The sequence below is a fragment of the Spongiivirga citrea genome (assembly GCF_010671565.1).
Lineage (GTDB): Bacteria > Bacteroidota > Bacteroidia > Flavobacteriales > Flavobacteriaceae > Spongiivirga > Spongiivirga citrea.
Genome location: NZ_JAABOQ010000002.1, coordinates 479402 through 494227, shown reverse-complemented (window position 1 = coordinate 494227; position 14826 = coordinate 479402). Strand labels below are relative to the sequence as shown.

Sequence of the window (14826 nt, the reverse complement as noted above, 5' to 3'; positions counted from 1 at the left end):
GGGATTAAGGGAGGTGTAAACCTAAACCTTGCAGTAAAAAAACTAATAAGTAAATATTGTAGAATGACAATATTAGTATAAGTAACATGGAGGAAAACGAAGAAGAATTATATAACGAGCAAGCACAACAGGAACCGACAGACACCATTACTAAAATAACGGGAATGTATGCTGATTGGTTTTTAGATTATGCATCTTATGTAATTCTAGAACGAGCGGTACCGGCAATGGAAGACGGTTTTAAACCAGTACAGCGCCGTATTATGCATGCTTTAAAAGAGTTAGATGATGGTCGTTACAATAAAGTAGCCAATATCGTTGGTCATACCATGCAGTATCACCCACACGGGGATGCTAGTATTGGGGATGCGATGGTGCAAATAGGCCAGAAAAATCTATTAATTGATACACAAGGAAATTGGGGAAACATACTAACCGGAGATAGAGCAGCAGCCCCGAGATATATCGAAGCGCGCTTGTCTAAATTCGCTTTAGATGTAGTGTTTAGTCCAAAGGTGACTGATTGGCAATTGTCTTATGACGGTCGTAAGAAAGAACCAATTAATCTTCCGGTGAAATTTCCATTATTGTTAGCACAAGGGGCAGAAGGTATTGCGGTTGGACTCTCCACCAAGTTGTTGCCACATAATTTTAATGAATTAATAGACGCATCGATCAAGTGTCTAAAAGGAAAACGATTTACCCTAATTCCAGATTTCCCAACCGCGGGAATTATGGACGCCACCAATTATAACGACGGATTAAGAGGCGGGAAAATCCGAATTCGAGCACGTATAAATCAACGTGATAAGAATTCACTAGTCATTACCGAAATCCCATTTGGTACCAATACATCTTCGCTGATCGATTCTATTCTGAAAGCAAATGATAAAGGGAAGATCAAGATTAAAAAGATTGAAGATAATACCGCTGCTGAGGTTGAGATATTAATTCATTTACCGTCAGGAATTTCGCCAGATAAGACGATTGACGCATTGTATGCATTTACCAATTGCGAGATGTCTATCTCTCCATTGTCGTGTATTATTGAAGATAATAAGCCGGTTTTTGTTGGAGTTACCGAGGTGCTTAAACGCTCAACTGACAATACCGTAGCGCTTTTAAAACAGGAACTTGAAGTAAGACTTCACGAACTAGAAGAACAATGGCATTTCGCTTCTTTAGAGCGTATTTTTATTGAAAACAGAATCTATCGCGAGATTGAAGAAGAAGAAACCTGGGAAGGTGTTATTGCTGCTATTGATAAAGGCTTACAGCCTCACATTAAGCATTTAAAACGTCCGGTTGTAGAAGATGATATTGTTCGATTAACAGAAATCCGAATTAAGCGTATTTCTAAGTTCGATATTGACAAGGCCCAACAACGTATTGACGCTTTGGAGGCTGATATCGCTGAGGTAAAGCATCACTTAGCCAATTTGATTGAATTTGCGATTGATTACTTCATCAATTTGAAGAAAACCTACGGTAAAGACAAGGATCGCCAAACCGAGGTTCGAGTATTTGATGATGTAGATGCCACTAAAGTGGTTATTCGCAATACGAAACTATACGTCAATCGTGAAGAAGGTTTTGTCGGAACCTCATTGCGTAGAGATGAATATGTCACTGATTGTTCTGATATTGACGATATCATTGTGTTTACCAAAGAAGGGAAGATGATGATCACGAAGGTGGACTCAAAAACCTTTGTCGGTAAGGATATTGTGCATGTTGCCGTCTTTAAAAAGAAAGATAAGCGTACTATTTACAATATGATTTATCGAGACGGTAAAGGCGGAGCGTCATACATAAAGCGTTTTGCGGTTACTGGAGTTACCCGAGATAAGGAGTATGATCTTACTCAGGGTAAAAAAGGCTCCTCTATGTGGTATTTCTCTGCCAATCCTAATGGAGAAGCTGAGGTTGTGTCCGTATTCTTGCGTCAGGTAGGTAGTATCAAAAAACTAAAGTTTGATATTGATTTTGCTGATCTGGCTATTAAGGGTCGAGGGGTAAAAGGAAATATCGTTACTAAATACAGCATTAAGCGTATTGAACTTAAGGAAAAAGGTGTTTCTACACTAAAACCGCGTAAAATATGGTTTGATGATACTGTACAACGACTTAATGTTGACGGTCGCGGTGAATTAGTCGGGGAATTTAGAGGCGAAGACCGATTGTTGATTATCGACCAAAAAGGAAATGCAAAAACCATAGTACCAGAAGTAACGACTCGTTTTAATGACGATATGATCGTGTTGGAAAAATGGAAACCGAAGAAACCAATTTCTGCTGTGTATTGGGATGGTGAAAAAGAGCGCTACTATGTAAAACGCTTCTTAATCGAAAATGAAAATAAGGAAGAAAGCTTTATTTCCGATCATCAAAAATCCTATTTAGAAGTCGTTTCGACTGATTATCGACCTGTTGTTGAAGTAGTGTTTAATAAACTCCGAGGTAAAGACCAAAAAGAAAATCAACAGGTTGATATAGAGCAATTTATAGCGATTAAGGGAATCAATGCTTTAGGCAATCAATTAACCTCCGAAAAGGTAAAACAACTTAATTTACTAGACCCATTACCCTACGATGAGCCAGAAGAAACTCCGCCAGAAGAAATTGAGGTAGTGGGTGAGGAAACATTGCCTGATGGTGGCGAAGTGAATACTTCAAAAGCAGATGGAAATGAGAAAGATGACGATGGTGAGGGGCAGATTACGTTGGAGTTGTAATCTCTTTAAATAATATTGAAAGATGGTGTTATCCGAAAATTTAAAGGCAAACGGATATAGCTAATTCCTATATAAATAATTACTGTCAATATTGAATATGAATGGCCAATAGGAAACGAATTTTCAAAACTATAATATTCACACCTTTCATGGTTTTTATTATTGCCTTGATTGTATTATCGATCAAATATTCTCCAACCTATGTTTATCGATTAATAACAATGAATGTGGCAGATGTTTATGATTATGAGAACTTCGAAAACCGTAAGATTCGGGAAGCAAAAAGCTCCAATAATTTCACTTCTAAGCCTGAAGAGAAATATATTGAATCACTATTTGAGGGGCTGGTTACTAAAACTGGATTTAATAGCTTTGAAGAGTGGGCTATTGAGTCTCAAACTACTGCGCTTATTGTTATACAAAAAGATACCATCATTTATGAAAAATACTTTAATGGTTTTAGTAGGGATTCATATTTCCATTCTCAATCTATGGCAAAGTCATTTATATCATTTTTGATTGGTGCTGCCATTGATGATGGTCTAATTAAAAGCGTATATGACCCAATAACAAATTACATCCCTGAGCTTTTAGAGCGTGATCCGCGCTTTGAAAGAATATTAATTAAACATTTACTTGAAATGCGTTCTGGACTTGAATACAATACAGGTCTTATACCTTTCACTAATATTCACGCTCCATGGCATGATGAGGCAATTGGCTATTACCATCCTAATGTTCGAAAGCTGCTACTTGAAAATGTGGAAATTTCATCCGAACCAGGAAAAGATTTTCAATATTCCAATTACAACACAAGCTATTTAGGATTAATAGTTGAAAGAGCGACTAATCTGACTGTATCCAAATATCTCGAGCAAAAGTTGTGGTCAAAAATAATGGAATATGATGCTCTTTTCTCTTTAGATAGTAAAGAGTCTAGCTTTGAATACATGCCAAGTCGTTTGATTGCCCGAGCGATTGATTATGCACGTTTTGGTCAGCTTATGCTTAATGAAGGAAATTGGTACGGCGATCAGATTATATCAAAAGATTGGGTACTTGGATCTACTCGAGAAAACACATCAATTCCTCGTGATGTTTATCCAAAGTGGTTTGGAAGAAGTGACAAGAGAATTTATTACAATTACCAATGGTGGGGTCATGTAAACAAAGACTCCACTTTTCATTTCTATGCAAATGGAAATCTTGGACAGAATATTTACATCATCCCTAATAAAAAAACTGTCATTGTTCACTGTGGCAATTCACTTGAACATTATAGTAGTGATTTTGATTTATGGAATGTTGCTTTACTATTGAATTAGGGTTTAAACGATAATAATGAATTAAAACAAAAATAGACTGCAATACTGTATAAGGGAAATGTGGATTGAACAACTTAAAACTAAACTTGCCATACGAAGTTCGTAACTTCATATCAATATACCTAAAAACAAAATCACCTAAAACAACTAAACTATGCTCGGATTAATCCTCATCTACTTTATCGGGAAACGCTTTTATACGTTAGCAGAAGAATTCAACAAACATAAATGGGGTTTTGCGATACTTGGTGTCGTGTCTTACTATATTGGAACCTTTATTGGCGGCATCTTAATCGGGATTCTCGGTATGATATTTATGTGGGATTTTGTTTTAGAGGAAACGAATAATTTCGCCCTTGGACTTGTAGCACTTCCTTTTGGTATCGCCTTATGTATTGGATTATATTACCTCCTTCAATATTTATGGAAAAGAGAAGGAGTGGAAGCCGAAGTTAATATTGATGAAATTGGAAGAAATACAGCCGAATAAAATTGAATGGACATATAATTTGGAGATAGAATTTTAATAACTGCTGTATTTAACAAATTACCTGCTTTGTCACAATTCTTTGTTCTCATCGTCTTATTAAACAATGATGCTAATTATAGATTTCATATTAGTCGCAGGAATAGTAATTAGTGTTATAATATTGTTTTTGCTATTTAAAACCATCGAAAAACGGACACCTAAGAAATTATTGGTAGTTTACTTTTCTTTCATACTTGCAGTAATACTACATTCATATGCAAGTTTACACAACATAGAGACTCTTTACAAAGCCACATTCATTTTTGATTTCACTATAATATGGCTTTTTGGACCGCTACTTTTTGTTTATATAAAATCTATATTTCACGCAGAGGACAAACTGATTCTTAAAAACGGCTACCATTTCACGCCCTTTTTTGTAATATCACTTTTTATTGGTGTCCCACTTCTTATTACCTTATATCGCTCAGATTGGACTTTTGAGTATTTAGAGCTTTTGGAGAGAAATCAAATTTATATTGTTGTTGTTCGAAATTTGTATTTCATCTGTTATATTTTGTTTTCACTACAACTACTTCAAAGGCTTAAAAAAACAATTAAGCATAACTTTTCAAGTATATCTGCTGCAGATGTAAATTGGGTTCAATTTCTTCTAATTGGATGTTTCATTTTCATATCAGTTGATCTATTGACTAGAGTGTTTGAAGGTTTTTTTGAATCGAATGTGCCACAATACCAATATTTAACGATATTCTTAATTATTATATTAACAGCATATCTTGGTTTTAATGGTGTTAGTAATTCGAGAATTCTTGTCCCCGATTTTTTGATAGAAATGAAGTCTAAGCCTAATTCAGAACTGATTGTATCAAATAGTTTATCCAATTACTCTGATGAGGAAATAAGTGTTTTAAAAGAAAAACTGACAGATGTTATAGTCAACAATAAGTTATTTCTGAATCCTGAGCTAACATTAGGTATGCTTGCTAATGAAATAGATTTATCGGATAAAAAGCTTTCTGCACTATTAAACAAGTACCTGAATACTAGTTTTTACGATTATATAAATTCATATCGTATCGAAGAAGTGAAGAAAAGACTTCATAATAGAGAAAACGAAAAATTTACGTTGCTATCAATTGCATTTGATTGTGGGTTTAACTCTAAAGCTAGTTTCAATAGGATATTTAAAAATCAAATTGGCATTTCTCCCAGCCAATTCATTAAGAATCAGAGTACACCTTAAAAAGGTCTCATTTCTCTGCGTCGAAAAGGTCTCATCAGAAGCTATGAGACGACTTTACCCTTAAAATAAGACATATTTGCGGTTCATAATTAATCACAATGAAAAGGAAATTTAAAATTGCGATTGGCCTATTAGCCACTGTTCTTATTGGATTTATAACGTTCGTGCTTTATCAAACCAGAGATGATATAGGAGCAACCTTCGAAAACACTGAATCTATTTTGACCAAACTTCAAAAGGATACTAGAAATGCTGGCTTTGCTGTTTCAGTTTTTAGTAAGGATACCATATTATTTCAAAAGGGATTTGGATATTCTGATCTTGAAAGTAAAACTCCTTATACGACGAACACACAGCAATACATTGCTTCCGTATCAAAAACTACTATTGGGATAGCTTTACTAAAAGCACAGGAGATGGGATTATTGAATTTGGATGACCCAATAAATAGGCATCTTCCATTTGATGTACACAATCCTAATTTTCCAAGTGATGATATTTCGATCAGGCAGCTAGCAACACACACATCTTCATTAGATTATAATGAAAAGGTTGTAGAATCTCTTTATGTTCATGACAGCTTGAAAAAACCATCACTTAAAGAGTTTGTTACCAACTATTTCAAAAATAAGAGTTACGGAGATATTACATATACGAATCGTAAACCAGGGACCCACTTTAATTATTCAAATATAGGAGCAGGACTTGCTGCATATATTGTAGAGCATAAATCGGAAATGCCATTTAATGCCTTTACAGAATTATACATCTTTAAGCCATTGGGATTGAAAAGCACGAGTTGGTTTATTAATGATTCCATAAAACTAAGTGCTCAAACTACCTATTACGAACCAAAAAATGACTCATTGTTGCCAATAGATACGAAAGGAGTGGTGCTTTACCCTGCAAGAGATTTAAACACCAATATTGTTGATTTAACGAAATATTGTCAGGCTATTATTGCCAGATCTACAGGATTGTTAACTAAAGAATCATTTAGTGACCTTTTAAGCTCACAGTTAGATAGTAGAACTGAAATAAATACAGTCGATAACTCCGCTATTTTTTGGATGATCGACCGAAATCAATATGGGGTTACGTATCAGTTAACAGGCATGAATGGTGGAGATACTTGTATGAAGACCATGATGTGGTTTGACCCTAAAACTGAACTTGGATATATCTTTATTGGTAATACAGGCCCTGCGCAACAGAATAGAGCTTCACATATATTAATATTTAAAACTTTAGTAAGTCTGGGTGATCACTATACCTATAACAATGCCACGAGTATAAAAGAAAAATTATCTTTTAAATGGCACAATGCTTATAGTAGGATTAATGGGCTATTTTAAATAATTGCATGACTTACCATTTCTTAAGGCAATAAGACGCCAAACTATTTCAAGTCCGTTATCCACTTAAATCGGCTTTTTGTAAGCGGATAATCCTCAAAGGTCTTATAGCTCGTTTTGATTTCAAGTGTATCTCCTGAATAAATGCCTTTAAATGTGGTGCTTTTATTCTCGCCATTCTGATAGTTCAAAATATATGCTGTACTGTCTTTACTGCGAGCCGGTTGAAATGTAAACTGCTTAGCAACAGTATCCAACTCGAATGAAAAACGTTGTTGGTTATCATCTTCAGTAATAAGGTTAAAAGTTTCGGGCCAATAAGACATTCCATTGATGGAGATATTTTTCCATTTACTAGCTTCATTTTCTATAGTATCCCCATTTTTAATGAATAAATCCACAGTATGATATTGAACCATATAAGGATAGTCATTATGAGTACGCTCAATACGTCCTGTATAACTAATAAAGCACGAAATAATGTAGTATGTTAATAGCCCACCTTTGATAAAATATCCAATTTTCTTACTCGTTTTTCCTGTTAACAAGGGCTTGTTAACCATGGGAGTCGTCGGCTTATTTCTAATAAAAAAGTCGATCATTCGTTTAATATCTTCTCCTAATATTAATAGAGTCATGAGGAAAAGATGAATGGCGAACATTTTTACCCGAACATCATAACCTATGTCAATTAACACAACATTGGCCATGGCGATAAATGAAATAAAAGCTCCAATAAAGGTTGTGCGCCTAAACAGCAGCAGTGCACCACCAAGGACTTCAACCCAACCACTTGTTCTTGTATAGAATTCTGAATAGCTCATAAAATCCCATAGATAGCGCATTCCGTTATGGTTACCGGTGGTATTTTCTAGTCTATCGAGATCCATTTCGCCAAACTGCAGCATAAAAACCTTTGATAATCCGTAGATAATGAGCGTTAAACCTACATGATAGCGAAGTATTGTCTTAAATAATACTTTTAACTTATTGTTGTAGTTGGTTTTAAGTTTCGAATCGATAAAAACCCAAATAAAAGCTCCAATTATAGCTAGACATGCGATTAGTAAGAACCGGCTAAAGTCGTACTTAGAATCAAATCCGTTAAGCAGATAATCCTTATTAAATTCCCAACCTAGAAAAGTTTCACCAAACCAGATGGTGATAGGTTGCCAAAATGAAATATCGCTAGTGGTAAGTTCTTGGATATATTCAAATCCGTAAGGATAAATGTATAGAACGATATACAGAAATAAGAAGCGTAGTAAATATCTGGACAAAAAACTTTGCCCCGTTTGGTTTAGGTTAGTCATGTTGTATTTCGATTGATTTGCGAAATATGCAGCTTATTAGTTAAGATTGCTCCACGGAGGCTTTTTTCTTAGTCAACTTCATATTCAAAAACTCGACTAGTAGAGAAAATGTAATTGCAAAATATAAGTAGCCTTTTGGTATAGCGCCAATTTCGTTATTAAAGACCTTTGTATGTGCCAAATGAGCACTTTCAGTAATTAGCATAAAGCCGATTAGGATTAAAAATGCTAAACCAAGCATCTGGATAGAAGGATGATTTTCAATGAAATGTCTAATACCATTGGCGAACAACATCATTATTAAAATGGATATCACTACCGCTATGATCATAAGCACTAAAGCATGATCAGGATTTGGAGATAAATTGTTGGTCATCCCAACCGCAGTCAAGATCGAGTCAATTGAAAAAATAAAATCGATAATCACAATTTGAACCACTGCCTGTTTAAATGAGCTTACCTTTTTTTTCTTTACACCTTCAGCATCATGTTCTGGTTCCTCAATCTTCTCACGTATCTCAGAGGTACTTTTGTAAATAAGAAAGAGTCCACCAGCAAATAATATCAGTGCCTGCCAACTAATCGATATACTCAACCAACTATTGTCAATCGTATAAAAGGGTGTTTTTAAGCTTACTAAAAAAGAGACTAGAAATAACAAAACAACGCGTTGTACCATTGCCAATAGTAATCCGATATTTGTTGCGCTTTTACGTCGGTTCTCGGGCAGTTTATTAGCGACAATAGAAATGAAAACAATATTGTCAATACCTAATATAATTTCAAGAAAAGTAAGTGTTATCAATGCGAAGATCGCATCAGAGGAGAGTAAGAAATCTAGCATGCTTAGTTAATTTTAAAGGCTTCACCTTTTTGCTTGTTGGTTTTTCCAACTAACGAGTACTCAAAGGTATAGCTATTTTTTTTAGTGGTTAGTATTTTAATATGTACGGCTTTTTGCTCAGCAATACTTTTCGGATTGATTTTTTTCACGATATACTCGCAATCGTTAATCCATTGTATAGATGCGGTATCAATTTTATTTTGGTAATAATCGATCTCGATACTATCGTTTCTTACGAACTTAGTTTTTGCGATTTTCCCGTCAATTTCGGTTTCGAATTCAAAAGTGCCTACTTTAAAATCTGCGCATTTTCGTTCAGGTGCGCTGTAGCAGGAGTTTAGTACAATTACCAATGTAGCTAGGAGTAGTTGTTTCATTTTATAAAGTTAAAATGAATATTGAATGTAAGGAAGTCTTATTCAGAAAAACTTTTAAAACTACCATCGGTATAAAAAATAACAATACGCTCTATGACTTTATCTTTTGAATTTTTTGGAATAGAAGAAACTGGAGCATCTTGAAATGAAATAGATTCTTGAACAGGAGGTGGTGGAGTTTGGGTAATTTTTTTTACTGGTGATGGAGTAGTAGAATCCGAAGGAAAATTTCCTTTTCCATTTAAGAGCCAATACAATTCAACTTCGGGGTAGGTGTCAACAACTTTCAAAACAAAATCAAGACTTGGTTTATTTCTGCCAGACAAAATATGTGAAATAGTGGAGCGCTGAATTCCTAATGCATCAGCCAAAGCTGAAGCAGAAAGTTGATAGTATTCCTGTATTTTTTTGATTCTTTTACCGAATTCTTGACTGTTTACCATTGTAAACCAATTTCATTTCATTTCCTGTTTACAAATATAAACATATATCGACAAACTATCGGAAATTAACGTTTTGCATGAAAATAATAACTAAACTATAAGTTAATATAAATGGATTTAAAATATTGATTAATAGTAATTTGAATTTATTATAAAACCTATTGTTAAAAAATACCTAAATCGAACGAGCTTTAGGATGTTATTTCGGATCTATTTGTATACGGTTGTAACCAAAAAGATATTTTTGATTGTTTACAATTGTAAAATTAAACCTGTTTACATTTGTAACCTAATTTTGATCTTGATGATTCAGCATTTTATAAATACCTACCAAAGTTTTAAAGAGAAATCACTTTTTGGTCGTTATATCACCTTAACTAATATTAAACCGCTAGTAGAAAAATTTGATGGTGAGGAGGTTGGAAAATCGGTTTTAGACAATCCCATTTTTAAATTAACTGTTGGAACAGGAAAGATCAAAATTTTGATGTGGTCGCAAATGCATGGTAATGAAAGTACAACTACAAAGGCTGTATTTGATTTCCTTAATTACTTAAAAGGCTATAATAAGCTCACTGATGAAATTTTAGAACGTTGTACCATCGTTATTATCCCAATGCTTAATCCAGATGGTGCTGAAGCGTTTACTCGCGTAAATGCAAATGAAATTGATCTTAATCGCGACGCGCAAGACCTATCGCAGCCTGAAAGTCTAGTATTGAAGGCAGTTTTTGAGGAGTTTAAACCAGATTTCTGCTTTAATCTACATGGGCAACGAACGATCTTCAGTGCAGGAAACAAGGCAAAATCTTCTAGTTTGTCTTTTTTAGCACCCGCTTTTAACGAGAATCGTGATATAAATGACCCTAGAAAAGCGGCGATGCAAATCATTAGCCTTTTGAATAAAGACTTACAGGATTTGCTCCCGGATCAAGTAGGGCGTTATGATGATGGTTTTAATGACAATTGTGTTGGTGACTCTTTTCAGCAAGCTGGGGCCTCTACTATTTTATTTGAAGCCGGTCATATCGATGATGACTATGATCGTGAGGAAATAAGGGCATTAATGACCTATTCAATATTTAAATGCGTGCATTTAATTGTGAATACGGGCTACGAAACTGAATCTATAGAAGATTACTTGGCTATTCCGAATAACGAGAAGCTATTTTATGACGTTATTTTGCGTCAAGTGCGAGTAGAACAAGAAGGAAAAGAGAAGTCGATTGATATTGCAATTCAGTATCGTGAAGTTTTACAAAATGGTAACATTAGTTTTGAACCCTATGTGGCTGCAATTGATAATTTAAGCGCTTATTTTGGTCATAAAGAGCCAAAAGTAGGAGGTATGTCCTTTATACAAGGCGACTTAAGATATCCTACTTTAGATCAAAAAGCTGAAGATATTTCATTAAATAATCAACTTCTTTCAAAATTATTAACAAAAAAATAAATTTTAACTATTTATTTTCAATCAAATCTTACTAATTTTGTTTTTTCTTAATGAAAATGCATTATGGCAAAATTTAAATTAGACGAAATTGATCATCAAATTCTGGACATGTTAATTGATAACACCAGAATTCCCTTTACTGATATTGCAAAAAAATTATTGATCTCTGCGGGGACAGTACATGTACGAGTAAAGAAAATGGAGGAAGCGGGTATTATTCGTGGCTCTTCATTAACCCTAGACTATGTTAAGTTAGGGTACTCTTTTATCGCATATGTAGGTATCTTTTTAGAGAAAACATCGCAAACCAAGTTTGTATTAGAGCGTATTAATGAAATACCGTATGTTACTGTTGCACACATCACGACTGGAAAATTTAATATTTTCTGTAAAGTGCGTGCTCAGGATACTAAACATGCAAAAGACATCATTTTTATGATTGATGATATCGAAGGTGTTTCAAGAACGGAAACTATGATATCATTAGAGGAAAGCATTAATGACAAGAAGCGTTTGATGCACAAAATTTTCCAAGAGCTTTAAAGTAACTAACTAGATTATAAAACCCTCTGTTAGTTTCATTCTCAGAGGGTTTTTTTATTGAATAATTCTCAAAAAACCGACCTCAAATGTCAAGAAAGCCCAAAATAGAGCGTTTTAACGACCACGTTTTATCAAAATATCAAATTTACAACAGCATCTTCACCACCTTACCGTTTGATGATATTTCTCAAACTGGTGCCTTGCTACCTTTGTTTTCTCAACTTTGTAAAGATGGTTTTTCCAAAAAACACAATCCCTCACAAATAGTTAATAGCTTTTTTAGAAAACACAAAGGTTTTGATACAGAAGAAGAACAGAATGATGCCTTGTTCAAGTTCATTCAATATATCGAGCGTCAAGTGGTATTATTTGACGCGATTGAAGACTCTGCATTCAGAATTGTAAATAATATGGATGGACGAGGAACCATGCGTAACTTAAGAGAAGCGGCAAACGCGAATAATAAACAAAAGGAGCTCGTAGAGTATTTGAAGCGTTTTAAGGTAAGACCTGTTCTTACAGCGCACCCAACTCAGTTTTACCCTGGATCTGTATTGGGTATTATAACCGATCTTGATCTTGCGATTCAAGCAAATGACATTCATAGAATAAGAAAATTGCTAGCCCAGTTGGGTAAAACACCATTCTTTAAAAAGGAAAAACCGAGTCCTTATGACGAGGCAGTAAGTCTAATATGGTACTTACAGAATGTGTTTTACGAATCGGCTAGTAGTATTTATAACTATATCAATCAGAATATTTTAGAAGGAGACACGATTGAAAATGAAGTAATTGACCTAGGTTTTTGGCCAGGGGGTGACCGAGATGGAAATCCTTTCGTAACGACTGAAATCACTTTAAATGTGGCTAACAGATTACGCCGTACTATTCTCAATAACTATTATAAAGACATTCGTAAATTAAGACGAAGATTGACTTTTAATAAAGTTGTAAAGCCAATTATTGAAATTGAACACAGTTTATACAATTCAGTACATAGTGTGTCAGGCAAGCCTAAAATAGGGTTAGAAGATTTAAAAAATAGATTGCTTGATATTCGAAGCATTATAGTAGAAGAGCATCGGTCGTTATTTGTAGAAGAGCTTGATGATCTTATTAATAAAATCAAATTATTTGGCTACCACTTTGCCACTTTAGACATTAGACAGGATTCAAGAGTACATCATAATGTATTCGAGAATGTTGTAAAAGAAGCAGCGAAACAGTTACCGAAAGTTTTCCCTAAAGATTTTCTGAAACGATCGGAAGGTGAGCAAATTGAATTTTTAGGAACCGTAAAAGGAAAGTTGGATTATGAGAAGTTGAAGGATGAAATGGCTCAGAAAACCTTAGGTTCGATTGTAGCAATGCGTACTATCCAAAAAGAGAACGGCGAGCGCGCATGCAATCGCTATATCATTAGCAACAACCAAACAGCGCTTAATGTGATGGAAACCTTTGCAATGATTCGTTTAACAGGTTGGAATAACGCTTCGGTTGATATAGTACCATTGTTTGAGACGGTGCCTGATCTTAAAGTAGCCCATGATGTAATGCGCGTTTTGTATACCAATAAGGCTTATAGAAAGCATGTAAAGCAGCGGGGAGATAAGCAAACCATTATGCTAGGTTTTAGCGATGGTACTAAAGATGGTGGTTATCTTATGGCGAATTGGAGTATTTTCAAAGCCAAGGAAGAACTTACTAAAATATCTCGTGAATTTGGTATCACAGTAGTATTTTTTGACGGTAGAGGTGGACCTCCAGCACGTGGCGGGGGTAATACGCATCAGTTTTATTCTTCTTTAGGCTCAACTATAGAAAATGAAGAGATACAGCTTACTATTCAAGGTCAAACGATCAGTTCTAATTTTGGAACAACGAATAGTAGTCAGTATAACCTAGAGCAATTAATAAGTTCTGGAATTATCAATGCTGTTTTCGCTGGTAAAGAACCAGCTTTGAAAGCGAAAGATCGAGAAACAATGAATGAGCTTTCTGAGTTGAGCTATCAGGCCTATGTCGATTTCAAAAACCACCCAAAGTTTTTGCCTTATTTAGAGCATATGAGTACACTTAAGTACTATGCAAAAACCAATATTGGTAGTCGACCTGCGAAGCGCGGAAAATCAGCTAAGCTTAACTTTTCAGACTTACGGGCTATTCCGTTTGTTGGGAGTTGGAGTCAGTTAAAGCAAAATGTTCCTGGTTTTTATGGAGTAGGAGTGGCTCTAAAGCATTTTGAAGCTAAAGGTGAATTCGATAAAGTAAAATCCTTGTATGACAATTCAGCCTTCTTCAGGACGCTTATAGGTAACAGTATGATGAGTTTAACAAAGTCGTTTTTCCCGTTAACAGAGTATATGAAAAAAGATCCTGTATACGGGGATTTCTGGAAACTGATCTATAAAGAATATACGACCACAAAATCGTTGCTATTAAAACTTACTGGTTATTCTGAGTTGATGGAGAACGAAGCGGCTGGTAGAGCATCGATTCAAATAAGGGAGCAGATTGTATTGCCACTGTTAACAATACAGCAGTATGCATTGCGAAAAGTTCAAGAAATTGAAGCGAAACCATCAAAAACCGCGCGAGACAAAAAGGATTTAATCATTTATGAGAAAATGGTCACCAGATCATTATTCGGAAATATTAATGCTAGTAGAAATAGCGCATAGAAGGAGTTAGCAGTTTTCAGT

General features: G+C 34.9%; 12 protein-coding genes. 8 read left to right on the top strand and 4 right to left on the bottom strand.

The annotated features are described in order from the left end of the window. Positions 1-86 precede the first annotated feature (86 nt). From GWK10_RS05860 to GWK10_RS05840, 5 genes are all read left to right on the top strand, one after another. Entirely contained in the window at positions 87-2735 is a 2649-nt protein-coding gene (locus GWK10_RS05860) for a DNA gyrase/topoisomerase IV subunit A (protein ID WP_164030171.1), read from the top strand. Between the two features lie 101 nt (positions 2736-2836). After that, positions 2837-4060, top strand: coding sequence for a serine hydrolase domain-containing protein (locus tag GWK10_RS05855; protein WP_164030169.1), 1224 nt, complete (start codon positions 2837-2839; stop codon positions 4058-4060). A 154-nt stretch (positions 4061-4214) separates the two neighbouring features. Then, on the top strand, positions 4215-4550 hold the full coding sequence (locus GWK10_RS05850) for a hypothetical protein (protein WP_164030167.1): 336 nt from the start codon (positions 4215-4217) through the stop codon (positions 4548-4550). A 103-nt stretch (positions 4551-4653) separates the two neighbouring features. After that, a complete protein-coding gene (locus tag GWK10_RS05845; protein ID WP_164030165.1) occupies positions 4654-5796 on the top strand; it encodes a helix-turn-helix domain-containing protein in 1143 nt (380 codons plus the stop codon). Between the two features lie 98 nt (positions 5797-5894). Then, positions 5895-7151: a serine hydrolase domain-containing protein gene (locus GWK10_RS05840; protein ID WP_164030162.1), complete on the top strand. Its 1257-nt coding sequence runs from the start codon at positions 5895-5897 to the stop codon at positions 7149-7151. Between the two features lie 44 nt (positions 7152-7195). On the opposite strand, the gene GWK10_RS05835 is transcribed toward GWK10_RS05840, so the two are convergent. Genes GWK10_RS05835 through GWK10_RS05820 form a run of 4 tightly spaced genes read right to left on the bottom strand, consistent with a single transcriptional unit; the run spans position 7196 to position 10128 of the window. Further along, the gene (locus tag GWK10_RS05835; RefSeq protein WP_164030160.1) at positions 7196-8464 is read right to left on the bottom strand and encodes a hypothetical protein; all 1269 of its coding nucleotides are present in this window, start codon (positions 8462-8464) and stop codon (positions 7196-7198) included. Positions 8465-8504: 40 nt separating this feature from the next. Next, positions 8505-9308, bottom strand: a complete 804-nt coding sequence (locus tag GWK10_RS05830) for a TerC family protein (RefSeq protein ID WP_164030157.1) — start codon at positions 9306-9308, stop codon at positions 8505-8507. 2 nt (positions 9309-9310) lie between these two features. Further along, the gene (locus GWK10_RS05825) at positions 9311-9685 is read right to left on the bottom strand and encodes a DNA topoisomerase IV (RefSeq protein ID WP_164030155.1); all 375 of its coding nucleotides are present in this window, start codon (positions 9683-9685) and stop codon (positions 9311-9313) included. 38 nt (positions 9686-9723) lie between these two features. Further along, positions 9724-10128 carry a helix-turn-helix transcriptional regulator gene (locus GWK10_RS05820; RefSeq protein ID WP_164030153.1) on the bottom strand — a complete coding sequence of 135 codons (405 nt, stop codon included), beginning with the start codon at positions 10126-10128 and terminating at the stop codon, positions 9724-9726. Positions 10129-10432: 304 nt separating this feature from the next. On the opposite strand from GWK10_RS05820, the gene GWK10_RS05815 reads away from it, so the two are divergent. The 3 genes from GWK10_RS05815 to GWK10_RS05805 all read left to right on the top strand — a co-directional run bounded on the left by GWK10_RS05815 (position 10433) and on the right by GWK10_RS05805 (position 14805). Next, a complete protein-coding gene (locus GWK10_RS05815) occupies positions 10433-11581 on the top strand; it encodes a M14 family metallopeptidase (RefSeq protein ID WP_164030150.1) in 1149 nt (382 codons plus the stop codon). A 63-nt stretch (positions 11582-11644) separates the two neighbouring features. Continuing rightward, on the top strand, positions 11645-12124 hold the full coding sequence (locus GWK10_RS05810) for an Lrp/AsnC family transcriptional regulator (RefSeq protein WP_164030148.1): 480 nt from the start codon (positions 11645-11647) through the stop codon (positions 12122-12124). An 86-nt stretch (positions 12125-12210) separates the two neighbouring features. Next, positions 12211-14805 (top strand): phosphoenolpyruvate carboxylase, encoded by a 2595-nt coding sequence (locus GWK10_RS05805; protein WP_164030145.1) that lies wholly within the window; start codon positions 12211-12213, stop codon positions 14803-14805. Positions 14806-14826: the final 21 nt, after the last annotated feature.

Coding starts and splice junctions, on each gene's coding strand:
- GWK10_RS05860 (WP_164030171.1), top strand. CDS start 87: ATGGAGGAAAACGAAGAAGAATTATATAACGAGCAAGCACAACAGGAA.
- GWK10_RS05855 (WP_164030169.1), top strand. CDS start 2,837: ATGGCCAATAGGAAACGAATTTTCAAAACTATAATATTCACACCTTTC.
- GWK10_RS05850 (WP_164030167.1), top strand. CDS start 4,215: ATGCTCGGATTAATCCTCATCTACTTTATCGGGAAACGCTTTTATACG.
- GWK10_RS05845 (WP_164030165.1), top strand. CDS start 4,654: ATGATGCTAATTATAGATTTCATATTAGTCGCAGGAATAGTAATTAGT.
- GWK10_RS05840 (WP_164030162.1), top strand. CDS start 5,895: ATGAAAAGGAAATTTAAAATTGCGATTGGCCTATTAGCCACTGTTCTT.
- GWK10_RS05835 (WP_164030160.1), bottom strand. CDS start 8,464: ATGACTAACCTAAACCAAACGGGGCAAAGTTTTTTGTCCAGATATTTA.
- GWK10_RS05830 (WP_164030157.1), bottom strand. CDS start 9,308: ATGCTAGATTTCTTACTCTCCTCTGATGCGATCTTCGCATTGATAACA.
- GWK10_RS05825 (WP_164030155.1), bottom strand. CDS start 9,685: ATGAAACAACTACTCCTAGCTACATTGGTAATTGTACTAAACTCCTGC.
- GWK10_RS05820 (WP_164030153.1), bottom strand. CDS start 10,128: ATGGTAAACAGTCAAGAATTCGGTAAAAGAATCAAAAAAATACAGGAA.
- GWK10_RS05815 (WP_164030150.1), top strand. CDS start 10,433: ATGATTCAGCATTTTATAAATACCTACCAAAGTTTTAAAGAGAAATCA.
- GWK10_RS05810 (WP_164030148.1), top strand. CDS start 11,645: ATGGCAAAATTTAAATTAGACGAAATTGATCATCAAATTCTGGACATG.
- GWK10_RS05805 (WP_164030145.1), top strand. CDS start 12,211: ATGTCAAGAAAGCCCAAAATAGAGCGTTTTAACGACCACGTTTTATCA.